This window comes from Rhizobium phaseoli, from assembly GCF_003985125.1.
Classification (GTDB): domain Bacteria; phylum Pseudomonadota; class Alphaproteobacteria; order Rhizobiales; family Rhizobiaceae; genus Rhizobium; species Rhizobium phaseoli.
Genome location: NZ_ML133598.1, coordinates 1 through 22,872, shown reverse-complemented (window position 1 = coordinate 22,872; position 22,872 = coordinate 1). Strand labels below are relative to the sequence as shown.

22 protein-coding genes and 1 riboswitch are annotated in these 22,872 nt (G+C 61.4%); of the genes, 10 read left to right on the top strand and 12 right to left on the bottom strand.

Annotation, left to right across the window (positions count from 1 at the left end; all coding sequences use genetic code 11):
• Positions 1-65: 65 nt before the first annotated feature.
• The 7 genes from EFD56_RS29925 to EFD56_RS29895 all read right to left on the bottom strand — a co-directional run bounded on the left by EFD56_RS29925 (position 66) and on the right by EFD56_RS29895 (position 6,752).
• Positions 66-1,196, bottom strand: coding sequence for a calcium:cation antiporter (locus EFD56_RS29925; RefSeq protein ID WP_126907003.1), 1,131 nt, complete (start codon positions 1,194-1,196; stop codon positions 66-68).
• Positions 1,197-1,342: 146 nt separating this feature from the next.
• Complete coding sequence (locus tag EFD56_RS29920; protein WP_126907002.1) at positions 1,343-2,050, bottom strand: SDR family NAD(P)-dependent oxidoreductase; 708 nt, start codon at positions 2,048-2,050, stop codon at positions 1,343-1,345.
• Positions 2,051-2,337: 287 nt separating this feature from the next.
• Positions 2,338-2,688 (bottom strand): ribbon-helix-helix domain-containing protein, encoded by a 351-nt coding sequence (locus EFD56_RS29915; RefSeq protein ID WP_126907001.1) that lies wholly within the window; start codon positions 2,686-2,688, stop codon positions 2,338-2,340.
• 24 nt (positions 2,689-2,712) lie between these two features.
• Positions 2,713-3,309: a DJ-1/PfpI family protein gene (locus EFD56_RS29910; protein WP_012485342.1), complete on the bottom strand. Its 597-nt coding sequence runs from the start codon at positions 3,307-3,309 to the stop codon at positions 2,713-2,715.
• 198 nt (positions 3,310-3,507) lie between these two features.
• Positions 3,508-3,900, bottom strand: coding sequence for a DUF779 domain-containing protein (locus EFD56_RS29905; protein WP_126907000.1), 393 nt, complete (start codon positions 3,898-3,900; stop codon positions 3,508-3,510).
• A 217-nt stretch (positions 3,901-4,117) separates the two neighbouring features.
• Positions 4,118-5,626: an aldehyde dehydrogenase gene (gene adh / locus EFD56_RS29900; RefSeq protein WP_126906999.1), complete on the bottom strand. Its 1,509-nt coding sequence runs from the start codon at positions 5,624-5,626 to the stop codon at positions 4,118-4,120.
• Between the two features lie 166 nt (positions 5,627-5,792).
• Positions 5,793-6,752, bottom strand: a complete 960-nt coding sequence (locus tag EFD56_RS29895) for a helix-turn-helix domain-containing protein (protein WP_016737519.1) — start codon at positions 6,750-6,752, stop codon at positions 5,793-5,795.
• Between the two features lie 200 nt (positions 6,753-6,952).
• Between EFD56_RS29895 and msrB the strand changes: the two genes are divergently transcribed.
• Positions 6,953-7,438: a peptide-methionine (R)-S-oxide reductase MsrB gene (gene msrB / locus EFD56_RS29890; protein ID WP_126906998.1), complete on the top strand. Its 486-nt coding sequence runs from the start codon at positions 6,953-6,955 to the stop codon at positions 7,436-7,438.
• A gap of 45 nt (positions 7,439-7,483) precedes the next feature.
• Here the strand turns inward: msrB and EFD56_RS29885 are convergent, their stop codons facing one another.
• Positions 7,484-8,692: a TIGR03862 family flavoprotein gene (locus EFD56_RS29885; RefSeq protein WP_126906997.1), complete on the bottom strand. Its 1,209-nt coding sequence runs from the start codon at positions 8,690-8,692 to the stop codon at positions 7,484-7,486.
• 67 nt (positions 8,693-8,759) lie between these two features.
• Positions 8,760-9,182 carry a MerR family transcriptional regulator gene (locus EFD56_RS29880; protein WP_016737522.1) on the bottom strand — a complete coding sequence of 141 codons (423 nt, stop codon included), beginning with the start codon at positions 9,180-9,182 and terminating at the stop codon, positions 8,760-8,762.
• A 71-nt stretch (positions 9,183-9,253) separates the two neighbouring features.
• Here EFD56_RS29880 and EFD56_RS29875 point away from each other — a divergent pair, with 71 nt between their 5' ends.
• From EFD56_RS29875 to EFD56_RS29850, 6 genes are all read left to right on the top strand, one after another.
• Positions 9,254-11,500 (top strand): heavy metal translocating P-type ATPase, encoded by a 2,247-nt coding sequence (locus EFD56_RS29875; protein WP_126906996.1) that lies wholly within the window; start codon positions 9,254-9,256, stop codon positions 11,498-11,500.
• 190 nt (positions 11,501-11,690) lie between these two features.
• Positions 11,691-11,916: riboswitch (cobalamin riboswitch) on the top strand.
• Positions 11,917-12,174: 258 nt separating this feature from the next.
• On the top strand, positions 12,175-12,396 hold the full coding sequence (nrdH, locus tag EFD56_RS29870) for a glutaredoxin-like protein NrdH (RefSeq protein WP_004677360.1): 222 nt from the start codon (positions 12,175-12,177) through the stop codon (positions 12,394-12,396).
• Positions 12,397-12,412: 16 nt separating this feature from the next.
• Positions 12,413-12,817: a class Ib ribonucleoside-diphosphate reductase assembly flavoprotein NrdI gene (gene nrdI / locus EFD56_RS29865; protein ID WP_126906995.1), complete on the top strand. Its 405-nt coding sequence runs from the start codon at positions 12,413-12,415 to the stop codon at positions 12,815-12,817.
• Positions 12,796-14,997, top strand: coding sequence for a class 1b ribonucleoside-diphosphate reductase subunit alpha (gene nrdE / locus EFD56_RS29860; RefSeq protein WP_126906994.1), 2,202 nt, complete (start codon positions 12,796-12,798; stop codon positions 14,995-14,997). Before nrdI ends, nrdE begins: the two co-directional genes overlap by 22 nt.
• 195 nt (positions 14,998-15,192) lie before the next feature.
• A complete protein-coding gene (gene nrdF, locus EFD56_RS29855) occupies positions 15,193-16,167 on the top strand; it encodes a class 1b ribonucleoside-diphosphate reductase subunit beta (RefSeq protein WP_126906993.1) in 975 nt (324 codons plus the stop codon).
• A 102-nt stretch (positions 16,168-16,269) separates the two neighbouring features.
• Positions 16,270-17,514 carry an adenylate/guanylate cyclase domain-containing protein gene (locus EFD56_RS29850; RefSeq protein ID WP_126906992.1) on the top strand — a complete coding sequence of 415 codons (1,245 nt, stop codon included), beginning with the start codon at positions 16,270-16,272 and terminating at the stop codon, positions 17,512-17,514.
• 95 nt (positions 17,515-17,609) lie between these two features.
• Here EFD56_RS29850 and queE read toward each other — a convergent pair whose 3' ends face one another.
• From queE to queC, 3 genes are read right to left on the bottom strand one after another with little or no spacing between them, the layout of a single operon-like run.
• Positions 17,610-18,338: a 7-carboxy-7-deazaguanine synthase QueE gene (queE, locus tag EFD56_RS29845; protein WP_064819071.1), complete on the bottom strand. Its 729-nt coding sequence runs from the start codon at positions 18,336-18,338 to the stop codon at positions 17,610-17,612.
• Entirely contained in the window at positions 18,335-18,691 is a 357-nt protein-coding gene (queD, locus tag EFD56_RS29840) for a 6-carboxytetrahydropterin synthase QueD (protein ID WP_004677374.1), read from the bottom strand. The genes queE and queD overlap by 4 nt, the downstream gene beginning before the upstream one ends.
• Entirely contained in the window at positions 18,691-19,401 is a 711-nt protein-coding gene (gene queC / locus EFD56_RS29835) for a 7-cyano-7-deazaguanine synthase QueC (RefSeq protein WP_016737530.1), read from the bottom strand. Before queC ends, queD begins: the two co-directional genes overlap by 1 nt.
• Positions 19,402-19,851: 450 nt before the next feature.
• Here queC and EFD56_RS29830 point away from each other — a divergent pair, with 450 nt between their 5' ends.
• The 3 genes from EFD56_RS29830 to EFD56_RS29820 form a co-directional block, all read left to right on the top strand.
• Entirely contained in the window at positions 19,852-21,111 is a 1,260-nt protein-coding gene (locus tag EFD56_RS29830; protein ID WP_064819070.1) for an ABC transporter substrate-binding protein, read from the top strand.
• Positions 21,112-21,213: 102 nt separating this feature from the next.
• A complete protein-coding gene (locus EFD56_RS29825) occupies positions 21,214-22,167 on the top strand; it encodes a carbohydrate ABC transporter permease (protein ID WP_126905508.1) in 954 nt (317 codons plus the stop codon).
• On the top strand, positions 22,164-22,872 hold a 709-nt coding region (locus tag EFD56_RS29820; RefSeq protein ID WP_164736882.1), incomplete at its 3' end, for a carbohydrate ABC transporter permease. The genes EFD56_RS29825 and EFD56_RS29820, both read left to right, overlap by 4 nt.

Genomic DNA, 22,872 nt, shown 5'->3' with positions numbered 1-22,872 from the left:
GCCGTCATCATAGCGGAAGATCAACCGAGCGTGGAGATCTTTACCTTCCTATTCTCGTGCGGAGGTCATTGCTGGAAGATGAGCAGCACGTAAGCCAAAAAAAGCACGAGATGGACGGCGCCCTGCATCAGGTGGGTGCGGCCGCTGGCAAAGGTAATGATGCTGACGGCCAGGGTGAGCACGAGCATCACCAGATCGCTGTGTTCCAGGCCCAGGGTTACCGGGTGCCCGTAAAGGCGGCTGACGACGAGCATCGCCGGCACGGTCAGGCCGATCGTCGACAGAACTGAACCCAGAAAGATATTGACGGAGCGCTGGAGATTATCGGCGATGGATGCGCGCACCGCGCTGATTGCCTCGGGCGTTGCGACAAGGATGGCCATGACAACGCCGCCGAATGCGGTCGGCGCATGAAGGGTTTCAATGATGTAGTCGATCGGCCGCGCAAGCTGCTCGACCAGAAAGACGACGGGCCCCATATAGGCGAAGAGCAGAACGGCATGGGGCCAGAGGGGGCCGTGCGGAGGAGTGTGTTCGCCGGGATGCTGATGGCGGTTGCCGTCGGTGGTGAAGTAATCATGATGGCGGCCGGCCTGCAGAAACAGGAATGTGGCGTAAAGGCCGACCGAGACGATGCCCAACATCAATTGCCGCGGCGCCGATGGATGCTGTCCGTCCGGGCCGGCGAGAAATGTCGGCATGACGAGGCTCAGCGTCGCCAGCGGCACGATGACGCCGAGATAGGCGTTGGCTCCCTGCAGATTATGCTGCTGTTCCGGCCGCCGCCACGCGCCGAGCAGCAAGGACAGGCCGACCATGCCGTTCAAGATGATCATGACGACGGCAAACAGGGTGTCGCGCGTAAGCGTGGGGTTGTTTTCGCCGTGAATCATGACGGCCGAAATTGCCATGACTTCGATCGAGGTGATGGCAAGCGTCAGAATGAGCGTGCCGTAAGGCTCCCGCAGCTGCTCGGCAAGACGATCCGCATGCCGCACGACAGACAAGGCGGAGCCGAGAACGACGGCAAACAGCCAGCCGAAAACGACGGCGAACCAAAGCGGATCGGAGAGCCGGCTGAAGAGCTGCTCCGGAAAAGCGAGGAATATCAGGCTGGTTGCAATGCTGACGCCGAGGAACCATTCCTCGCGCAGGCCGGCGGCGCCGGCGGTGCGGACTGCAGGCCCGTCGGTCATCGACCACCGCCGTTCCGCACATGCTGCCGCCATGCGATCATCAACACCATCGTGTCCCGCCCGCTCTCTAAGCCCGGTCTTCTGTCGAGAATACAAAAGGACAGTGCCGCACGCCAGATGGCGCCGTGAGTCAGGCAGGCCTTGCCTTATTCGCGCCCGGTCGCCGGGATCGCCGCGCCGGTAACGACGGCTGCGGCCGGCGATATCAGGAAGGCGATGAGGCGGGCGATCGATTGCGGCGATACCCAGCCATCCGTCTTCGCATTGGGCATTGCGGCGCGATTCTCCGGGGTGTCAATCGTCCCGGGCAGAATGCAGTTGGCGGTGATGCGGTGTTCGCGGTTTTCCGCAGCGATCGCTTCGGCGAGCCGGATAACGGCGGCTTTCGACGCGGCGTAGGCGGCCTGATTGGCTCCGGCTTTCAGGCCGGGGGCGGCGGCAACGTGAATGATGCGGCCATAGCCTGCCGCCTTCATGGTCGGGAGAACCGCAGCGCTGATCGTCAGCGCAGTGCGGGCGTTGGCGGTCATCATCGTGTCCCATTGGGAAGGTGCATCCGGCCCGACCGGTCCCATCTGGAAGCCGCCGACCGTATTGACCAGGGCGCTGACGCCGCCGAAATGCTTGACGGCCCGGGCGACGGCTGCAGCACAGGAGGCATAATCGGTGAGGTCCGTTCCGGCGATCGAGAGGAACTCGGTGGAGGCAGGAAGCTCGCCGGCCAAGACTTCCAGTTCCTGGCTCGACCGGTTCATGCAGACGAGCTTGGCGCCGCCTGCGGCAAGCTCGCGGACAACGGCGCTGCCGAGGTTGCCGCCGGCTCCCGTGACGATCACGGCTTTCTGGTCGTTCATGGCAATCAATATCCTGACGGTGCCGGTGCTGGATGATGCCGCGCATTGTTGATCCAGGCTGCGCCGCAACGCAACCCCCGTGGAGCCGCATCAAGGTCAGGTATCCCAGGATTGTCGGCAGAGTTCCCGTAGAGAGCTCTGCCCGCCATCACCGGCGGTTCGCCGGGCCAGAACAGGATGATTTCAGGCCCGTTCGGCCTAAAATCTGAATCCTGTTCTAAATTAAAGAGTTAGAGCATGATGTCGCCCGAAAACCGCCTACACTTTTCGGCATCATGCTCTAGACTTCAGTGATATTTTTCGCGTTCGCGGCCGAGGATAACCGGCGCATTCAGCTCGGAGATCGGGCGGCTGACATCGGCGGGGATATCCCCGGTGAGCTGCAGATCGAGATAGCGGGCGCAGCAGACGCGCAGGAAGGATGTGAAATTTCCGAGATCGTGCCCGGCATCGATTGACTCATGATGCAGCCGGGTGATCAGCTGTACGACGTTCATGCCGTCGCGCCGGGCAATTTCCTCGAGCTTCGACCAGAAGAAGTTCTCCAGCCTGACGCTGGTGACCATTCCGTCGATGCGCAGCGACCGGGTGGTGCTTTCCCATAGCCGCGCATCCGCTTTGATGAAGAGTTCACACATGTCGTCCTCCCGGTGCCCCCCCTTTCAGGCGGCGTTGGTTTCAGGCATCGACGCGGCGTCGAGCACCGCCATGAACTGGCGCAGCCAGGAGGGATTCGCCGGCCAGGCCGGCGCCGTGACCAGATTGCCGTCCGAGACCGCATCGGTGATTGCAATGTCGGCATAGATGCCGCCGGCCAGTTCGACTTCCGGCCGGCATGCTGGATAGGCCGAGCAGGTGCGGCCCTTCAACACGCCGGCAGCGGCAAGCAGCTGCGCACCGTGGCAGATGGCTGCAACAGGTTTTCCGGCATCGAAGAAGTGCCGGATCGACTTGATGACGTCGGCATTGAGGCGAAGATATTCGGGCGCGCGGCCGCCGGGGATGACGAGGGCATCGTAATCCTCCGCCCGCACGCTCTCGAAAGTGGCGTTCAGTGCAAAATTGTGGCCGCGCTTTTCGGAATAGGTCTGGTCGCCCTCGAAATCATGGATGGCGGTGGCGACGCTCTCACCCGCCTTCTTGCCGGGGCAGACGGCATCGACCGTATAGCCGCAGGCGAGCAGCGTCTGGAACGGCACCATCGTTTCATAATCTTCGGTGAAATCACCTGTGATCATCAGGATCTTTGGAGCTGGCATCGTATCCTCCTTTGAAACCAACGGACGAAGATTAACAAAGACCGCCGGACAGAAGGTACTATGGGAATACTACAGGCGAAATTCTCAAGTCGGAATTACGCTGCGCGCTCGACCGCCTGTGCTAAATTTAAAGAGTTAGAGCATGATGTCGCCCGAAAACCGCTCACACTTTTCGGCATCATTCTCTAGCGGCATGCATCAGACTGTTCTGACCGTAGCGCCCGGGACGGCACAGGCCTCTCCGCCGCCGAAAAGTCGGGAGCGGGTGAGGAAGCGTTTCTCGCGGCCGTTGTCGAGCGAGAACATGCCGCCACGCCCCGGCACGACATCGATGATCAGCTGTGTATGTTTCCACGCCTCGAACTGGCTGGCGCTGATATAGACCGGCACGCCGCCGATCTCGCCAAGTTTGACGTCGCTGTCGCCAACCATGAATTCATTGGCGGGATAACACATCGGCGAGGAGCCGTCGCAGCAGCCGCCGGACTGGTGGAAGAGGATATCGGGATGATCGCGCTTGATCTCAGCAATCAGGTCAAGGGCTGCGTCGGTTGCGAGAACGCGCGGTTCACCGTTGACTGTCGTTTCCATCGGTCTTCCTCCAAATTTTCGGGAGAAGAGTTCTCCTCCCCAACCCCTCCCCAAAAGGGGAGGGCTAAGCTCTGGCACCGCCTCGCAAAATAACAAGCCGGATGCATCGTATGCTGCGGCCGACAGAATACGGCGAGCGCCGCACGTTAAGCCCCTCCCCCTTGTGGGGAGGGGTTGGGGAGGGGTTTTGACACTCCCTCCCACCACACGAAAGTTCTCAGAAGAAACCGAGCGCTTTCGGGCTGTAGCTCACCAGCATGTTCTTGGTCTGCTGGTAGTGCTCAAGCATCATCTTGTGGGTTTCGCGGCCGATGCCCGATTGCTTGTAGCCACCGAAGGCGGCGTGGGCGGGGTAGGCGTGGTAGCAGTTGGTCCAGACGCGGCCGGCCTGGATCTCGCGGCCGAAGCGATAGCAGCGATTGGCGTCGCGGCTCCAGACGCCGGCGCCGAGGCCGTAAAGCGTGTCGTTGGCGATTTCGAGCGCTTCCTTTTCGGTTTTGAACGTCGTGACCGAGACCACCGGTCCGAAGATCTCCTCCTGGAAAATGCGCATCTTGTTGTGGCCCTTGAAGATCGTCGGCTTGACGTAATAGCCGTTCGCCAGGTCGCCGCCGAGATCGTTGCGCGAGCCGCCAGCCAGAACCTGAGCGCCTTCCTGCTTGCCTATGTCGAGATAGGCGAGGATCTTTTCCAACTGCTCGGTCGAGGCCTGGGCGCCGATCATCGTGGCCGGATCGAGCGGGTTGCCCTGCTTGATCGCCTCGACACGTTTGACCGCCTTTTCCATGAAGCGGTCGTAGATCGATTCCTGAACGAGAGCGCGGCTCGGGCAGGTGCAGACTTCACCCTGGTTGAGGGCAAACATCGCAAAGCCTTCGAGCGCCTTGTCGAGAAAGTCGTCATCCTCGGCCATCACATCGGCGAAGAAGATGTTCGGCGACTTGCCGCCGAGTTCCAGCGTCACCGGAATAAGGTTCTGGCTGGCATATTGCATGATCAGCCGGCCTGTCGTCGTTTCGCCGGTGAAGGCGATCTTGGCGATGCGAGGGCTGGTCGCCAGCGGTTTGCCGGCCTCGATGCCGAAGCCGTTGACGATGTTGAGCACGCCGGGCGGCAGCAGATCGCCGACCAGTTCGGCCCAGAGCAGGATCGAGGCCGGCGTCTGTTCGGCAGGCTTCAAGACGACGCAGTTGCCGGCCGCAAGCGCCGGAGCCAGTTTCCACGTGGCCATCAGGATCGGGAAGTTCCAGGGAATGATCTGGCCGACGACGCCGAGCGGCTCGTGGAAGTGATAGGCGATCGTATCGTGATCGATCTCGCCGATCGAGCCTTCCTGGGCGCGAATGCAGGAGGCGAAATAGCGGAAGTGGTCGATCGCCAGCGGAATGTCGGCCGCCATCGTTTCGCGGATCGGCTTGCCATTGTCCCAGGTCTCGGCCTGGGCGAGCAATTCCAGCTTGTCTTCCATGCGCTGGGCGATTTTCATGAGGATATTGGAGCGCTCGGCAGCGGAGGTGCGGCCCCATTTTTCCTTGGCGGCGTGAGCGGCGTCGAGCGCGAGATTGACGTCCTTTTCATCGGAACGGGGAATGTCGCAGAGCTTGCCGCCGGTGACCGGCGTCAGGTTTTCGAAATACTTGCCTTCGACCGGGTCGCGCCATTCGCCACCGATATAGTTGCCGTATTTCAGCTTGAACGGCGACTCGACGATTTTCTGATGAAGCATGTCATCCTCCCATGATGAGCCAGGTTCCCAAGTGAACCAGTGGGAAGAAAATGTGCGTGTTTTGGCGAAGGGAACAGGGCGGCTCTTTCATACCGCAGTGCACAGTGTCGCAGAGTTGCGACAGGATCGCGTCACCATTGCCGTCGTGGCGGAACCTTTAAGCCGATCAGTGAAGGTCGAGCTTCTTCATCTTCCTGTGCAGGGTGGCGCGGCTGATGCCAAGCGCGATCGCCGCCTGGGAGACGTTGCCGCCGGCACGCGACAGCGCCCGCAGCAAGGCTGCCTTCTCCGCCTCGACCATCTCTTCCTGCTGTGAGACGCTCGCCTCGCGGAGAGCATCGGCGGCTGGAATGCCGGCGGCGATTCGCTTGTCGTCCAGTTGCAGCGCGATGCGGGCGGCGCGCGTCGCCCCGAGCACGAGGTCATGCCGGTCGACGGCCAGCAGGGCGGCGGCCGAGTTGGCACCGGCCGGAACCATCAGGAAGCGGGCGCTGGGAAAGGCCGAACGGAAGAGGTTGAGTTCGATGCGCATCGCCGCATCGCGCACGGTCTGCGTCAGGATCGCCAGGGTCATTTCGTTGACGTCTTCACGGCAGGTGGAGATGTCGAGGGCCGCGGCCAGCCGGCCACGATGATCGCGGATCGGCGCCGTCGTGCAGCTAAGGCTTGTATTGGCGCAGAAGAAATGCTGGTCGCGGAAGATGGCGACGGCGCGTTCATCGGCAAGCGCGGTGCCGATGCCGTTGGTGCCGATGCTTGCCTCGGTCCAGACGGAGCCGGTCCAGAGGCCGAGTTCGCGGAATTCCTTGTCGTCGCCGGCCGCTCCCCGCCGCTCCAGCGCAATACCATTCTTGTCAGTCAGAAGCAGGCAGCAGCCGGCCTTGCCGACGGTGGTGAAGAGGCGATCGAGCTCTTCCGTCGCGCTGGCGATCAACTGCCCGCATTGTTCGCGGGCGCGCCGAAATTCCTCATCGCTCAGGCGCAGCGGCGCCCGTTCATCCTCGGGGGCGAGCTGATGCATGGTCATGCATCGCCGCCACGAGGCAACCACCGGAGAACTGGCCGCGGCGGAATCGCGCTGAGCAGAGGTATAGACATGCTCCGCGTGCGCTGACTGTTCGTGCATCTGCTCCTCCCACGGAACTTCAGCACAGTCTGATGGAAAAACCGCGCGTTTGCAATCAGGCGGCACGTGGCGGCCGTCAGCGTGCGGTGAAAGGGGGCGGCATCACATTTCGGTGTTTAAGCGGTGAGAATGTAACAAAGACTTCTCTCGCCCGTATTTTCCTACAGAGCAAGGCTTTGTTCGATGGGGAGATCCTGATCATGTTGAACAGACGATTGTTGCTGATGACGACCGTTTTCGGGGCGCTTGCCGTTCGCGCCAGCCTGGCCGGCAAGGCGATCGCCGGCGAAACGTTTGCGGTGACCCATACCGATGAGGAATGGCATAAGCTGCTGACGCCGGATCAATTCGTCATCCTGCGTCAGGCGGGCACGGAAAATCCCTTCAGCAGCCCGTTGCTGCATGAGGAGCGGAAGGGCACTTTCGCCTGCGTCGGCTGCGAGCAAAAGCTCTTTTCCTCGGCGACCAAATTCGATAGCGGCACCGGCTGGCCGAGCTTTTGGGGGCCGCTCGACCATGCCGTCGGCACCACACACGACACCAGTTTCGGGATGGCGCGCACGGCGGTCCATTGTAGCCGCTGTGGCGGCCATCTCGGACATGTCTTCGATGATGGCCCGAAGCCAACCGGACTTCGCTACTGCATGAATGGTCTTGTCATGACGTTTCGTGCAGCCTCGGCCTGATCGTAGGACGTTCTTGTTTGCTGTTCAGCCTGCGAGCGCCGGGGCTTATCCGCGCAGCCAGGCTTCCATGCCGCGCGCGGCGGCGCGGCCTGTCGCAAGGCAGGCGGTGAGGAGATAGCCGCCGGTCGCCGCTTCCCAGTCGAGCATCTCGCCGGCGACGAAGGTGCCCGGCAGCGCCTTCAACATGAAGCCATCGTCGATGCCGCTCCAGCGAATGCCGCCGGCTGAGGAGATGGCCTCGCCGATCGGCCTCGTGTCGAGAACCGGCACCGGCAGGGCCTTGATCATGCCGGCGAGACGTCCGGGATCGGCGCGGTCGCGCTCGGGTGCGAATTCCCGCAGCAACGCCGCCTTGACACCGTTGAGGCCGGCGCCCTTGCGCAGGCGGTTCGAAAAGCTCGATTTGGCATCCTGGCGCGCGAGGTCGCGGGTCAGCCTTTCGATCGTCCGACCCGGGGCGAGGTCGAGCGTCAGGGCAGCGCTGCCGCGGTTCAGCAGTTGATCGCGAAGGCTTGCTGCATGGGCATAGACCAGGCTGCCCTCGATGCCGTTTGCGCTGATGACGAATTCACCGGGAAATGTGCCGGCATGGGAGGTGGCGGTGACCGATTTCACCGGCTCGCCGGCGAAACGCTCGCGGAAGCTTTCGCTCCAGCCGACGACGAAGCCGCAATTGGCGGGCCGGAAGGCGTCGATCTCGACGCCCTTCTCCGATAGCCACGGCAGCCAGCTTGCATCGGAGCCGAGGCGCGGCCAGCTGGCGCCGCCGAGCGCCAGGAGGGCTGCGTCGCAATGGACGATGCTGCGCCCTTCCGGCGTTTCGAAAACATAGCCCCCATCGGCAAAACCGATCCAGCGGTGGCGGGTGCGCAGCGTGGCGCCCTGCGCCTCCAGCCGTTTGAGCCAGGCGCGCAGCAAAGGAGAGGCTTTCATCACATCAGGGAAAACCCGTCCGGACGAGCCGACGAAAGTCTCGGTTCCGAGCCCTGCTGCCCAATCTCTGATATCGCCAGGGGTAAAGGCATCGAGCGCCGGGCGCAGGCGGGCGGAGGCCGCGCCGAAGCGCGTGAGGAAACGGGCATAATCCTCGGAATGGGTGATGTTCAGTCCCGACTTGCCGGCCAGCAGAAACTTGCGGGCGAAGGTCGGCATGGCGTCGTAGACCGTCACCGCATGGCCGGAAAGCGAAAGCAGTTCGGCGGCCGCCAGGCCCGCCGGGCCACCACCGATGATGGCAATTCGCTTCTGGTTCATGGATGTCTTTGCCCGATTCTTTCCGGTGCAGTTTTGGCGCGGCTGCGCATTACCTGCAAGGGCGGGATTAGTGATGCGAATGCGTGCACTGGCCGTGGTCGGCGAGGACCTCGATGACGCGGCATTGGTCGACGCGGCCATGGCCACAACCTTCCACCATGGTTTCGAGTTCGGCTTTCAGCGCCATCAGGCTGCGGATGCGCTGCTCGACCTCGACGAGACGAGCCTTGGCGATGGCATCGGCCGAGGCGCAGGATTGGTGCGGATCATCCTGCAGGGTGAGCAGCGTGCGGATCGCCTCGATCTCGAAGCCAAGTTCGCGGGCATGGCGGATGAAGGTGAGGCGGTTGATATCGGCAGGTTCGAAGGAGCGCTGATTGCCTTCGCTGCGGCTCGGGGCCGCGAGCAGGCCGATGCTCTCGTAATAACGCACCGTCGGCACTTTGACCCCGCTCCGGCGAGCGGCTTCGCCGATCGTGATCTTTTTCATGATTTTACTCTTGCACCTCTAGTCGCTAGAGGATGTAGGAGGGATGCTTCTGTTTGACAAGGAAGCGGATCATGGCTGAGACGAACGAGGCACGATACCGGGTCGGCGGCATGGATTGCGCCGCCTGTGCGAGCAAGATCGATACGGCGGTCAGGCGCGTGGCAGGGGTGGCCGATGTTTCCGTCTCGGTGATGGCGGGCACGATGATCGTCCGGCATGACGGCAGCAGCGACCTCAAGGCGATCGAGAAGAAGGTGACGGGGCTCGGTTATTCGGTCTCGCCTTTTGCCGGAAGCGCGGTGCTGGCGGATGACCACGGCTCACATGAACATCACGACCATGATCACGGCGATCACGCGGGCCATGATCACGATCATGAGGGTCATGATCATGACCATGCGCATGGCAAGACCGAAATCGAAGGTCTGCATGGGCACGACCATGGACCGATGGCCGGCCCCTGGTGGCAAAGCCGGAAGGGCCGGCTCACCATCCTCTCGGGTGCGGCGCTGATCGCTGCTTATGCCGTCGGCTATCTCGTGCCGACGATTGCACCTTATGCCTTTATCGTCGCTATGCTGGTTGGGCTGGTGCCGATCGCGCGGCGCGCGGTCATGGCCGCTCTATCGGGCACGCCGTTCTCGATCGAGATGCTGATGACGATTGCCGCGGTCGGCGCCGTCATCATCAATGCCGGCGAGGAGGCAGCCACCGTCGTGTTCCTGTTTCTCGTCGGCGAGCTGCTGGAGGGTGTGGCGGCCGGCAAGGCGCGCGAAAGCATCTGGTCGCTGACGGCCCTCGTGCCGAAGAATGCGTTGTTGGAAGACAATGGTCAGACGCGGGAGGTGCCGGCGGAAAGCCTCGCCGTCGGCGCCATCATCATGGTTCGTCCGGGCGACCGCATCTCGGCTGATGGCATCATCGTATCGGGCGAGAGCGCGATCGACGAGGCGCCGGTGACGGGCGAGAGCACGCCGGTGCGCAAGGGTGTGGATGCCGTCGTCTTTGCCGGAACGGTGAACGGCGACGCAGTGCTCAGGGTTCGCGTCACGGCGTCGGCCGCCGACAACACGATTGCCCGTATTGTCAAGCTGGTCGAGGAGGCGCAGGAATCGAAGGCGCCTACCGAACGCTTCATCGATCGGTTCTCGCGCTATTACACGCCCGGCGTGGTGATGGTCGCAGCACTTGTCGCGGTGGTTCCGCCGATGTTCCTCTCCGGCGCCTGGGGCGAATGGATCTATAAGGGCCTTGCCATCCTGCTGATCGGCTGCCCCTGTGCGCTCGTCATTTCGACGCCGGCGGCGATCGCCGCCTCGCTTTCATCAGGCGCGCGGCGGGGTCTGCTGATGAAGGGTGGCGCGGTCTTGGAAGCGCTCGGCAAGGTGACGATGGTCGCTTTCGACAAGACGGGCACCTTGACGGAAGGCAAGCCTCAGGTGACCGATATCGTTGCCTTCGGAATGAGCGAGGCGCAGGTCTTGTCGCGCGCGGCAGTGCTGGAGCAGGGCTCCAGCCATCCCTTGGCGCTGGCGATCCTCAACCGCGCTAGGGCAGACGGCGTTCCCGTGCCGCCGGCTTTCGAACTGGAAGCGCTGCCGGGCAAAGGTGTCCGCGGCAAAGTCGGCGGCGAGACGCTCGATCTGCTGTCGCCGTCCGCGGCCCGCGAGCGCGGCGCCCTCGACGGCGAAAAGGATGCAGGCATTATGGCGCTGAACGACGAGGGCAAAAGCGTGTCGGTGCTGCTCGTCAACAATGTTGCGGCCGGCCTGATCGCCATGCGCGACGAGCCGCGCGAGGATGCCAAGGCGGGGCTTTCCACGCTCAAGTCGGCCGGTGTCAAGGCAATGATGCTGACGGGCGACAACAAGCGGACGGCGGCCGCCGTTGCCGGCATGCTCGGCATTGAATGGCGCGGCGAGATGATGCCCGAGGACAAACAGCGGGTCGTCGTCGAATTGAAACGCCAGGGCTTCGTCGTCGCCAAGGTCGGCGACGGCATCAACGACGCGCCGGCGCTGGCGGCTGCCGATATCGGCATCGCCATGGGCGGCGGCACCGATGTGGCGCTGGAGACGGCGGATGCCGCCGTGCTGCACGGGCGCGTCGGCGACGTGGCACGGATGATCGAACTGTCGAAACAGACGATGCGCAACATCCTGCAGAATATCACCATCGCGCTCGGTCTGAAGGCGGTGTTTCTGGTGACGACCATTGCCGGCGTCACCGGGCTCTGGCCGGCGATTCTTGCCGATACCGGCGCCACCGTGCTGGTGACGATCAACGCGCTCAGGCTGCTTCGACTAAAGGGACAATGACTATTCGGGGACGACTCGCGCCGGACCGGGAAACAAAAATCTGAGGCCCGGCTACAGGCCATCCGAACCTTCTCCACAGCCTCGTTTCGTTAAGCCTGCCTTATCCATGTTTTTCACAGGAACGCAGCGATTTCAAACCTGTCGTAACGCGATGCACAAACCATCCGTTGACGTGATTTTGGATTCGCGTACTATATCTAGTGTTCAAGGTTCCTTCGATTCGTCAGGATCGCGGGCGAAGATGGGAATACGGTGCGTTTCGCCATGACGGCGCAACAAGGCCGGAGCTGCCCCCGCAACTGTAAGCGGCGAGCAACTGTCCGATTTCAGGTCACTGGGGCATGATGCCTCGGGAAGGCTGGGGCAGGGTGCTTCGACCCGCGAGCCAGGAGACCTGCCTTGAACGAGATGTCCACGGGCGGGGTGTCCGGAAGGTCGCGTGCATGAAAGCGGAACGATCCGCGCCTGTTGCGCTGCCCTGAACGCCCGCATGAGCACTTCGGGGTTGAAGTCATGTCCAGAATATCAAGGCCGCCGCCCGCGCAAATCCCGAAGGGGATCGTATCGGGCGTTTAAACCGCCGACTTTGCCAGATCACCATCAAGCGTTGCCCCGGACGTCGCAAGGCGACCGATCCCAGTTTGCGTCCTGAATTTGACATCACGAGGAACATGATGAGCGTTACCGTCTATAGCAAACCCGCCTGCGTCCAATGCACCGCCACCTATCGCGCCCTCGACCGCCTGGGTGTCGATTACGATATCGTCGATATCTCCCAGGATGCAGAAGCGCTTAATCGTGTCCGCAGCCTCGGCTACATGCAGGCGCCCGTCGTCATCGCCGGCGAGCGGCATTGGGCGGGTTTCCGTCCCGATATGATCAGCGCGCTCTCCTGACCCGAGGAGAAAGGCGATGGGCCTGATCGTTTATTATTCCAGCCGATCCGAAAATACCCATCGCTTCGTCGCCAGGCTCGGATTGCGCGCGGCACGCATTCCGGCTAGCGGTGCGGACGCGTTTCATATCCGCGAACCCTTCGTGCTTGTCGTGCCGACCTATAGCGGCGGTGACGGCAAGGGCGCCGTTCCAAAGCAGGTGATCCGTTTCCTGAACGATGCGGAGAACCGAGGACACATCCGGGGCGTGATTGCCGCGGGCAGCAGCAATTTCGGTGAGACATACGGGCTCGCCGGCGACGTGATCTCGCGCAAATGCCAGGTGCCTTACCTCTACAGGTTCGAGCTCATGGGCACGGAGGAGGACGTCGCCAACGTCAAACACGGAATGGAACGATTTTGGACACGGGAACAACACTGACGCGGGATGCCGGCGCAAAACCGCATAACACTTTTGCTCATCCCACAGAACGCTCTTTGAAAGCGGCGGAAGCGCTCGACTATCACGCGCTGAACGCGATGCTGAACCTCTATGACGATGAGGGACGGATCCAGCTCGACAAGGACCACATGGCGGCCAAGCAGTATTTTCTGCAGCATGTGAACCAGAACACCGTGTTCTTTCACAATCTCAGGGAAAAGCTCGATTACCTCGTGACCGAGGGCTATTACGAGCAGGAGGTGCTCGACCAGTATTCCTTCAATTTCGTGCGCGACCTGTTCGACCAGGCCTATGCCAGGAAGTTCCGTTTCCCGACCTTCCTCGGCGCCTTCAAATATTACACCAGCTATACGCTGAAGACCTTCGACGGAAAGCGCTATCTCGAGCGCTACGAGGATCGCATCTGCATGGTGGCGCTGACTTTGGCGCGCGGCGACGAGGCGCTTGCCCGCGACATGGTCGACGAAATCATTTCCGGCCGTTTCCAGCCGGCAACGCCGACCTTCCTCAATGCCGGCAAGAAGCAGCGCGGCGAACTCGTCTCCTGTTTCCTGCTGCGGGTCGAGGACAATATGGAATCGATCGGTCGGTCGATCAATTCGGCGCTGCAATTGTCGAAGCGCGGTGGCGGCGTGGCGCTGTCACTGACGAACATCCGTGAGGCCGGCGCCCCGATCAAGCAGATCGAGAATCAGTCGTCGGGCATCATTCCTGTCATGAAGCTGCTCGAAGACAGTTTTTCCTATGCCAACCAGCTCGGTGCTCGCCAGGGGGCGGGCGCCGTCTACCTCAACGCCCATCACCCTGATATCATGCGGTTTCTCGATACCAAGCGCGAAAATGCCGACGAGAAGATCCGCATCAAGACGCTGTCGCTCGGCGTCGTCGTGCCCGACATCACCTTCGAACTCGCGAAAAACAACGAGGACATGTACCTGTTCTCGCCCTATGACGTGGAGCGCGTCTACGGCGTGCCCTTCACCGAGATTTCGGTGACGGAAAAGTATCGCGAGATGGTGGCGGACGCCCGCATCTCGAAGAAGAAGATCAAGGCGCGTGAATTTTTCCAGGTGCTCGCCGAGATCCAGTTCGAGAGCGGCTATCCCTACATCATGTTCGAAGACACGGTGAACCGGGCAAACCCGGTTGCTGGTCGCATCTCGATGAGCAATCTTTGCTCTGAGATCCTGCAGGTGAGTGAGGCGAGCGAATACAATGACGACCTCTCCTACAAGTATCTCGGCAAGGATATTTCCTGCAATCTCGGCTCGCTGAATATCGCCGCAGCCATGGATTCCACCGATTTCAGCAAGACGATCGAGACCTCGATCCGGGCGCTGACGGCAGTCTCCGACATGAGCCATATCGCTTCGGTTCCGTCGATCGAGAAGGGCAATGACGAAAGCCATGCGATCGGCCTCGGCCAGATGAACCTGCACGGCTATCTCGCCCGCGAACGCATCTTCTACGGGTCGGAGGAAGGCGTCGATTTCACCAATATCTATTTCTATACGGTAACCTATCACGCGATCCGCGCTTCGAACCTGCTGGCGGTCGAACGCGGCACAAGCTTCAAGGGGTTCGAAAATTCGAAATATGCCTCCGGCGACTATTTCGACAAATATACCCAGCAGGAATGGAAGCCGGCGACCGGGAAGGTTCAGGCACTGTTCGACGATGCCGGCATTCATATTCCGACTCAGGACGATTGGGCGGCGCTGAAGAAGGCGGTCATGACCTCTGGCCTCTATAACCAGAACCTGCAGGCGGTGCCGCCGACGGGGTCGATCTCCTATATCAACCACTCGACCTCCTCGATCCATCCGATCGTCTCGAAGATCGAGATCCGCAAGGAAGGCAAGATCGGCCGCGTCTATTATCCGGCGCCGTTCATGACCAACGACAATCTTGATTATTATCAGGACGCCTATGAGATCGGCGCGGAGAAGATCATCGATACCTATGCGGCGGCAACCCAGCATGTCGATCAGGGCCTGTCGCTGACCCTGTTCTTCCGCGATACGGCAACGACGCGCGATATCAACAAGGCGCAGATCTACGCCTGGAAGAAGGGCATCAAGACGATCTACTACATCCGCCTTCGCCAGATGGCGCTGTCCGGCACCGAGGTGCAGGGCTGCGTGTCTTGTACGCTGTGAGCTGAATTCGGCTTTGGAGCATTTGCCCCTCACCCTAACCCTCTCCCCGTTTTGACGGGGAGAGGGGACGTGCCCCGCGAGAGGTTTGTGGGGAACGGAGAGCTTGCAGCTTGCCTCCTTCGCCCCGTTTACGGGGAGAAGGCGCCGGCAGGCGGATGAGGGGCAAATCCGAACATTCCTCAAAAGGAACACCCAATGAACATATCCATGAAGCCAATCAGCCGCGTGCGCGCCATCAACTGGAACCGCATCGAGGACGACAAGGATCTCGAAGTCTGGAACCGGCTGACCGGCAATTTCTGGCTGCCTGAAAAGGTGCCGCTCTCCAACGACATTCCCTCCTGGGCGACGCTGACGGCGGCCGAGCAGCAGCTGACCATCCGTGTCTTCACCGGGCTGACGCTGCTCGACACGATCCAGAACGGCGTCGGCGCGATCAGATTGATGGAAGATGCGATGACGCCGCATGAAGAGGCGGTGCTTTCCAATGTCTCCTTCATGGAGGCGGTGCATGCGCGCTCCTATTCCTCGATTTTCTCGACGCTTTGCGCGACGCCCGATGTCGACGATGCCTATCGCTGGTCGGAGGAGAACGAATTCCTGCAGCGCAAATCGGCGCTGATCATGGAGCAGTATGGCTCCGGCGATCCCTTGAAGAAGAAGGTTGCCAGCGTCTTCCTCGAAAGCTTCCTGTTCTATTCCGGCTTCTATCTGCCGATGTACTGGTCAAGCCGCGCCAAGCTGACCAACACGGCCGACATGATCCGACTGATCATCCGCGACGAGGCGGTGCATGGCTATTATATCGGCTACAAATTCCAGCGCGGCCTCGAGCGGCTGTCCGAGGAGAGACGGCAGGAGATCAAGGATTTCGCCTTCGACCTGCTGCTCGAACTCTACGACAACGAGGCCAGATATACCGAGGCGCTCTATGACGGCGTCGGACTGACGGAGGACGTCAAGAAATTCCTGCATTACAACGCCAACAAGGCGCTGATGAACCTCGGCTATGAGGCGCTTTTCCCGGCCGAAGCCTGCAAGGTCAATCCGGCGATCCTGTCGGCGCTTTCGCCGAATGCCGACGAGAACCATGACTTCTTCTCCGGCTCCGGCTCGTCCTACGTCATCGGCAAGGCTGTGGCGACCGAGGACGAGGATTGGGATTTCTGAGGCTTTATCGCAGTCTGCCCTTATCATTTGCTTCCCTGTCGCCCACATTCAGCGGAAAGTGAATTCGACCCTCGCCGATCACATGAGGTAGCGGAGTTTTTGATGTCGCCTTTTTTGAACAAGACCGGGACTGCCGTTGAAGCGGACGAGGGCGTCTGGCCGATCCGCAGGAGACGGATTCTCGACTGGCTGGTGAACGAGACGCGGGGCGAGCGCTTCATCGACAACATTCTGGTGGAGATGTGCGGGAAGCTGCTTTCGGCCGGGGTGCCGGTCGCCCGGGCGACATTGCATTTCCGGACGAACCATCCGCAATGGATCGGGGCACGCATCCTCTGGAAGGAAGGGCTCACAGAGGCGAAGATCAACACCTTCGCCTATGGCGTCGAAAACACGCAGGAGTTCCTGACCAGCCCGGTCAACGCGATCCATCAGGGTGCGGAGGAAGTGCGCAGGCAGCTGGAAGGAGCAGCCGAAGGCGACCTGGATTCCTTCTATCAGGACCTGCGCGACGACGGCCTGACCGAATATATCGCATGGCCGCTCGAACACACTTTCGGCAAACGGCATGTTGCTACGTTTTCCACCAGCCGGCCGGGCGGCTTTACGAGCGAACATGTCGATTTCCTGCGTGATCTCCTTCCGGCCCTGACCTTGATCAGCGAAATTCGCCTGAAGAACATCATTGCGCGCACGCTGCTGCAGACCTATGTCGGGCCGCATGCGAGTGAGCAGATCCTGTCGGGCGTGACGACACGCGGCAGCGGCGCCACCGTCGGTGCGGCAATCATGATCTGCGACCTGCGCGACTTTACGGCGATCTCCGATCTCTGGCCACGCGACGATGTCATCCATTTGCTCAACGATTATTTCGATGCGATGTCGGATCCGATCGAACGCTATGGCGGGGAAATTCTGAAGTTCATGGGCGACGGATTGCTGGCAATCTTCCCCTTGAGCAAGGAGACGGCCTGTGCCGATCTGCTGCAGGCGATCCGCGAAGGGCAGGCGCTGATGGCCGAGCTGAACGAGCAGCACGCACAGATCGGCCGCGATCCGCTGCGCTACGGTGTCGGCGTGCATGTCGGCGACGTCATGTACGGCAATATCGGTTCGCGTCGGCGACTGGATTTCACCGTCATCGGCCCAGCGGTGAATATCGCCTCGCGGCTGGAAAGCCTGACCAAGGAGGTCAAGCGTCCGGTGCTGCTGTCGCGGGCCTTCGTCGAAATGGCGGGCTGCGCGAAAGACATGGACAGTCTCGGCACCTTCCCGCTGCGCGGGCTCGGAGAGCCTGTCGATGTCTTCGCTTTTCCTGAGCGCCAAAGCGCGTCGCGCCAAATCTGATTCACGCAACGCGCTTTAGCTCTTTGTTTTTATGCATGTCGCAATCCCGGAACCGCGGCACACTTCCGGGCGGCATGCATTGGGCCCCGGCAGGTTCAGACGCCGCGTTTGTTTCCCCACAGCAGCACATGCAGCTGCGGCAGCACGCGCGGGGCAAACCACCCGTCGGCCGTCACTTTCTCGACGAGCCAGTGCATCCGATCCATCACGCCGTCGATATCGATGCGGGCGCTGTCGTCGTCGGGCGGCGGCGGCGTGTGGTTGCCCGGCTGAAGGTACAAGGGAATATAGGGATAGCGCCGACCCGTTTCTCGGGCGAAGGCGTAATCGTCATCGTCGAAGACGACGATTTTCAACGCGATCTCCGGCCCACCGGCGGCGAGCCGGAGGCAGTTGTCGACCTGATCCCAATCGGTCAGCATTCCGCTCGACGGCGGCTTGGGGCTCAAGACCAGGACGTCGAGATCGCGAAACCAGTTCCGGGCGACGCTCCCCTGCGTTTCCAGCGCGAAGCGGTATCCTTGAGAATGGCCGAATTCGATCAGCGGCCCGAGCGGCTGGATCGCCGGATTACCTCCGGACAGGGAGACCGTCATCGGCCGACCTGCCGAGAGCTTCGTGACCTCCTGCCAGATCGCTTCGGTGGACATGGGAATCCACTGTTCTCGAAAGGCGCTGTCGACCGCGTGAAGGCTGTCGCACCAGGAACAGCGGTAGTCACAACCGCCCGTCCGGACGAACACCGTCGGCAGCCCGATCAAAGCGCCTTCGCCCTGGATGGTCGGACCGAAGATCTCGCTGACGCGAATGCTCTCTCCGCTCATGGCCGGTACTCCGCCCAGGTCTTCGGCGTTTCGCTGACACGGACGGACGACGTTTCCGGGAAGCGCTCTCTGCACCAGTCGTAAAAGTGCTTCGCCAGGAACTCGGAGGTGACTTTCGAATGGCCGAAGACCTCGTTCAGGTGACGATGATCGAGAGCTTCGTCGATATAGCGCTTGAGCGGCGACAGGTCGTGATAGTCGCGAACGAAGCCGTCGTCATTCAGGGTTTCGGCCGAGAGTTCGACGACCACGATGTAGTTATGACCATGGAGCCTGGCGCATTGATGGTCGGCCGGCAGATGATCCAGCTGGTGCGAAGCGGAGAGATGAAATTCCTTGGTGATGCGGTACATCAACGCACCTCCGCCGCGGAATATTGCGACACCGCCGCTTTCCAGAAATCCCGGTCTTCGTAGTCCGTCGGATCGGAAATGCCGGCAAGATGGAAAGCTTCGCGGCGTTCGACGCAGGTTCCGCAGCGCCCACAGTGGAGCCTGCCGCCTTTGTAGCATGACCAGGTCTCGGCAAACGGTGTCGCGTGTTTTTCGCCGTCGGCGACGATCGCCGCCTTGGAAACATCGACATAGGGTGCAAGCAGTCGGACGCTGGCATAACCGTCCAGAGCTTCGTTCTGCATGCGCTGGAAGGCGTCGATGAAGCCCGGCCGGCAGTCGGGATAGATGAAGTGATCGCCGCCATGCACGGCGACGGCGACGGCATCGGCCTTTTGCGCGGCGGCCAGGCCGAATGCGATCGCCAGCATGATGGCGTTGCGGTTCGGCACCACGGTGGCTTTCATAGTCTCCTCGGCATAGTGGCCGTCCGGGACCTCGACATTGTCGGTCAGCGCCGATCCGCTGAGATGGCCGCCGATGGCGGCGATGTCGATGATATGATGAGGAACGGCGAGGCGCGCGGCGCACCGGGCGGCGAAGTCGAGTTCCTTGCGGTGGCGCTGGCCGTAGTCAAAGGAGACGAGGCCGATCAGCTGTTGTTCCGCTGCCATTTTGTGGGCAAGCGAAACGGAGTCGAGTCCGCCAGAGCAGACGACGATAGTCTTCATATTTTGGATTCCCTTGTTTTGACCGGGTGGGCTGCGACCGGATTACGGCGTGCTTCTAGGCCAAATCGCGCGTGATGCAAACAGTTTTAAGATGTCGGCCTCGAAACTCGTACGGTCCTGCCGATCGGCAAATTGAGTTGCGGCGGCAGCGGGGCGGAGGTCCTCGGCGTCAGGATTGCTGATGCGCCGATGCGGCCGGCGTCTACGCCTTAAGGATCGTGTCGACTTTCGGCGATATGTTGTCAAAATGAAGAAAGCTGTAAATTCAGTAAGATAACGGAATAGCCATATTTTTCTCGGGAGTCGAGAAAGAGCTTGACGACCAAGCGCTTATACCGTTTTAAATTAGCAACCGCGCGGAGGAGCGCGGCCGTATGTCGACCGCTGCACAGGCGGTAAACATCGGGCGGCTGGGAGGGCCCGCCGCCGAATTTCAAACGGGAGGAATTCATGCGCAAGTTTTTGAGCTCGGCGGCTGTTGCTGTCGTGATGACGGCTGGCCTCGGTGGCGCCCACGCAGCCGACGTAAAAGAAGTGCAGATGCTGCACTGGTGGACATCAGGCGGCGAGGCGGCGGCTTTGAACGTCCTGAAGGAGGATCTGTCGAAGGAAGGCTTTGCCTGGAAGGACGTGCCGGTTGCCGGCGGCGGCGGTGATGCGGCGATGACGGCGCTGAAGGCGATGGTGGCGGCCGGCACCTATCCGACCGCCTCGCAGATGCTCGGTTATACCGTGCTCGATTATGCCCAGGCCGGCGTCATGGGTGATCTGACCGAGACGGCGAAGAAGGAAGGCTGGGATAAATCGGTGCCGGCGGCGCTGCAGAAGTTCTCCGTTTACGACGGCAAGTGGGTCGCCGCCCCGGTCAACGTCCACTCGGTCAACTGGCTGTGGATCAACAAGGCGGTGATGGACAAGATCGGCGGCACCCAGCCGAAGAGCTTCGACGATCTGATCGCCCTGCTCGACAAGGCGAAGGCGGCCGGCGTCATCCCCTTGGCGCTCGGCGGCCAGAACTGGCAGGAAGCGACGATGTTCGATTCCATCGTGCTGTCGACCGGCGGCCCGGAATTCTACAAGAAGGCGTTCAACGACCTCGACGAGGAATCGCTGAAGTCGGACACGATGAAAAAGTCCTTCGACAACCTGGCGAAGATCGTCAAATACGTCGATCCGAATTTCTCCGGCCGCGACTGGAACCTGGCGACCGCCATGGTCATCAAGGGTGATGCGCTGGTGCAGGTGATGGGCGACTGGGCCAAGGGCGAATTCGTCGCCGCCAAGAAGACCCCGGACAAGGACTTCCTGTGCTACCGCTTCCCCGGCACCGATGGCAGCGTCATCTACAACTCCGACATGTTCGGCATGTTCAACGTCCCCGACGACCGCAAGGCGGCGCAGGTGGCGCTGGCAACGGCAACGCTGTCGAAGAGCTTCCAGTCGGCCTTCAACGTCGTCAAGGGTTCGGTGCCGGCCCGTACCGACGTTCCCGACACCGACTTCGACGCCTGCGGCAAGAAGGGCATCGCCGACCTGAAGGCCGCCAATGAGGGCGGCACGCTGTTCGGTTCGCTGGCCCAGGGTTATGGCGCCCCTCCGGCGATCGCCAATGCCTATAAGGACGTCGTCTCGAAGTTCGTCCACGGCCAGATCAAGAGCTCCGACGAAGCCGTCACCCAGCTCGTCCAGGCAATCGACGACGCCCGCTGAGGGTCGTCGATGACAAATGCTTCCCCGCGTGATCTTGCGGGGAAGCTTCAAGCTCCGCAGCGATAAATGCCGAGCGATCCTGCGGGAAGGGAGACGATATCCATGAGCACAGTTGCCACCACCGATCCGGTTCTGACCCCCGGGCGATCGACACCGATCTCGCTCAGGGGCCGGCTGCAGGATGCGCTGCCGAAGATCGTGCTGGCGCCGAGCTTCGTCATCACCCTGGTCTTCGTCTATGGCTTCATCGTCTGGACGGCCTATCTGTCCTTCACCAATTCCAAGACCTTCCCCTCTTATGCCCTGACCGGGGCGCGCGCCTATCAGCGGCTGTGGCGCTGGACCTTCGAGAGCGATCCGCCGTCGTCCTGGTACACCTCGATCACCAACATGGCGATCTTCGGCTTCCTCTATGTCGGCATCTGTCTGGCGCTCGGCCTGCTGCTTGCCATCCTGCTCGACCAGAAGATCCGCGGCGAGGGGCTGTTGCGCCCGATCTTCCTCTATCCGATGGCGCTCTCCTTCATTGTGACAGGGGTGGCCTGGAAATGGTTCCTCGACCCCGGCCTCGGGCTCGAGCAGACGCTGCACCACTTCGGCTGGACGAGCTTCCACTTCGACTGGATCAAGAACAAGGACTTCGTCATCTATACCGTCGTCATCGCCGGTGTCTGGCAGGCGTCGGGCTTCGTCATGGCGATGTTCCTGGCCGGGCTTCGCGGCATCGACGGCGAGATCATGAAGGCGGCGCAGATCGACGGCGCCTCGCCCTTCCAGCTCTATCGCCGCATCGTCATTCCGCTCTTGCGGCCGATCTTTCTCTCCGCCTTCATCGTGCTCGCCCATATGGCGATCAAATCCTACGATCTGGTGGTGGCGCTGACGTCGGGCGGGCCGGGCGGCTCGGCCTGGCTGCCGTCCAACTTCATGTATGAATATACCTTCAAGCGCAACGAGATGGCCGTCGGCTCGGCCAGCGCCATCATCATGCTGATGACCATCTCGGCGATCATCGTGCCCTATCTCTATTCCGAACTGAAGGAGAAGACGCGATGAGCATCTCGGTTTCCTCTCCCTCCCATTCCAGCAACAATGCCCGCTGGATCGGCCGGCTGGTCATCTACGGCCTGCTGGTGATCTTCGCCATCCTCTACCTGATGCCGCTCTTCGTCATGCTCACCACCTCGTTCAAGACGATGGACGAGATCCAGGGCGGCAACATGCTGGCGCTGCCGGAGGCCCCGACCTTCGATCCCTGGATCAAGGCCTGGGGCGAGGCCTGCGTCGGCCTGACCTGCGCCGGCATCAAGGGCTACTTCTGGAACTCGATCAAGATGGTGGTGCCGGCGGTGGCCATCTCCACCATCATGGGAGCGCTGAACGGTTATATCCTGACCAAATGGCGCTTCCCCGGCCATACGCTGGTGTTCGGGCTGATGCTGTTTGCCTGCTTCATCCCGTTCCAGTCGGTGCTCTTGCCGATGGCGACCATCCTCGGCTCGCTCGGCCGCTTCGGCGTCACCCTGCAGAACGCCACCGGCTTTTCCTTCGGCTTCGGCAATTCGACGGTCAACCTGGTCTTCGTCCATGTCGTCTATGGCTTGGGCTTCACCACGCTGTTCTTCCGCAATTTCTACGAGGCCTTTCCGACCGAGCTGGTGCGCGCCGCCCAGGTCGACGGCGCCAGCTTCTTCCAGATCTTCCGCCGCATCATGCTGCCGAACTCGCTGCCGATCATCGTCGTCACCGTCATCTACCAGT

Excerpts from the sequence above, each read along its gene's own strand:
- queC (WP_016737530.1), bottom strand. The coding sequence starts at position 19,401 with ATGAAGACTATCGTCGTCTGCTCTGGCGGACTCGACTCCGTTTCGCTT.
- EFD56_RS29905 (WP_126907000.1), bottom strand. The coding sequence starts at position 3,900 with ATGGAAACGACAGTCAACGGTGAACCGCGCGTTCTCGCAACCGACGCA.
- nrdI (WP_126906995.1), top strand. The coding sequence starts at position 12,413 with ATGGGCCTGATCGTTTATTATTCCAGCCGATCCGAAAATACCCATCGC.
- adh (WP_126906999.1), bottom strand. The coding sequence starts at position 5,626 with ATGCTTCATCAGAAAATCGTCGAGTCGCCGTTCAAGCTGAAATACGGC.
- EFD56_RS29825 (WP_126905508.1), top strand. The coding sequence starts at position 21,214 with ATGAGCACAGTTGCCACCACCGATCCGGTTCTGACCCCCGGGCGATCG.
- nrdH (WP_004677360.1), top strand. The coding sequence starts at position 12,175 with ATGAGCGTTACCGTCTATAGCAAACCCGCCTGCGTCCAATGCACCGCC.
- EFD56_RS29910 (WP_012485342.1), bottom strand. The coding sequence starts at position 3,309 with ATGCCAGCTCCAAAGATCCTGATGATCACAGGTGATTTCACCGAAGAT.
- EFD56_RS29850 (WP_126906992.1), top strand. The coding sequence starts at position 16,270 with ATGTCGCCTTTTTTGAACAAGACCGGGACTGCCGTTGAAGCGGACGAG.
- EFD56_RS29885 (WP_126906997.1), bottom strand. The coding sequence starts at position 8,692 with ATGAACCAGAAGCGAATTGCCATCATCGGTGGTGGCCCGGCGGGCCTG.
- nrdF (WP_126906993.1), top strand. The coding sequence starts at position 15,193 with ATGAACATATCCATGAAGCCAATCAGCCGCGTGCGCGCCATCAACTGG.
- EFD56_RS29830 (WP_064819070.1), top strand. The coding sequence starts at position 19,852 with ATGCGCAAGTTTTTGAGCTCGGCGGCTGTTGCTGTCGTGATGACGGCT.
- EFD56_RS29915 (WP_126907001.1), bottom strand. The coding sequence starts at position 2,688 with ATGTGTGAACTCTTCATCAAAGCGGATGCGCGGCTATGGGAAAGCACC.
- EFD56_RS29880 (WP_016737522.1), bottom strand. The coding sequence starts at position 9,182 with ATGAAAAAGATCACGATCGGCGAAGCCGCTCGCCGGAGCGGGGTCAAA.
- EFD56_RS29920 (WP_126907002.1), bottom strand. The coding sequence starts at position 2,050 with ATGAACGACCAGAAAGCCGTGATCGTCACGGGAGCCGGCGGCAACCTC.
- queD (WP_004677374.1), bottom strand. The coding sequence starts at position 18,691 with ATGTACCGCATCACCAAGGAATTTCATCTCTCCGCTTCGCACCAGCTG.
- EFD56_RS29895 (WP_016737519.1), bottom strand. The coding sequence starts at position 6,752 with ATGCACGAACAGTCAGCGCACGCGGAGCATGTCTATACCTCTGCTCAG.
- EFD56_RS29925 (WP_126907003.1), bottom strand. The coding sequence starts at position 1,196 with ATGACCGACGGGCCTGCAGTCCGCACCGCCGGCGCCGCCGGCCTGCGC.
- msrB (WP_126906998.1), top strand. The coding sequence starts at position 6,953 with ATGTTGAACAGACGATTGTTGCTGATGACGACCGTTTTCGGGGCGCTT.
- EFD56_RS29875 (WP_126906996.1), top strand. The coding sequence starts at position 9,254 with ATGGCTGAGACGAACGAGGCACGATACCGGGTCGGCGGCATGGATTGC.
- queE (WP_064819071.1), bottom strand. The coding sequence starts at position 18,338 with ATGAGCGGAGAGAGCATTCGCGTCAGCGAGATCTTCGGTCCGACCATC.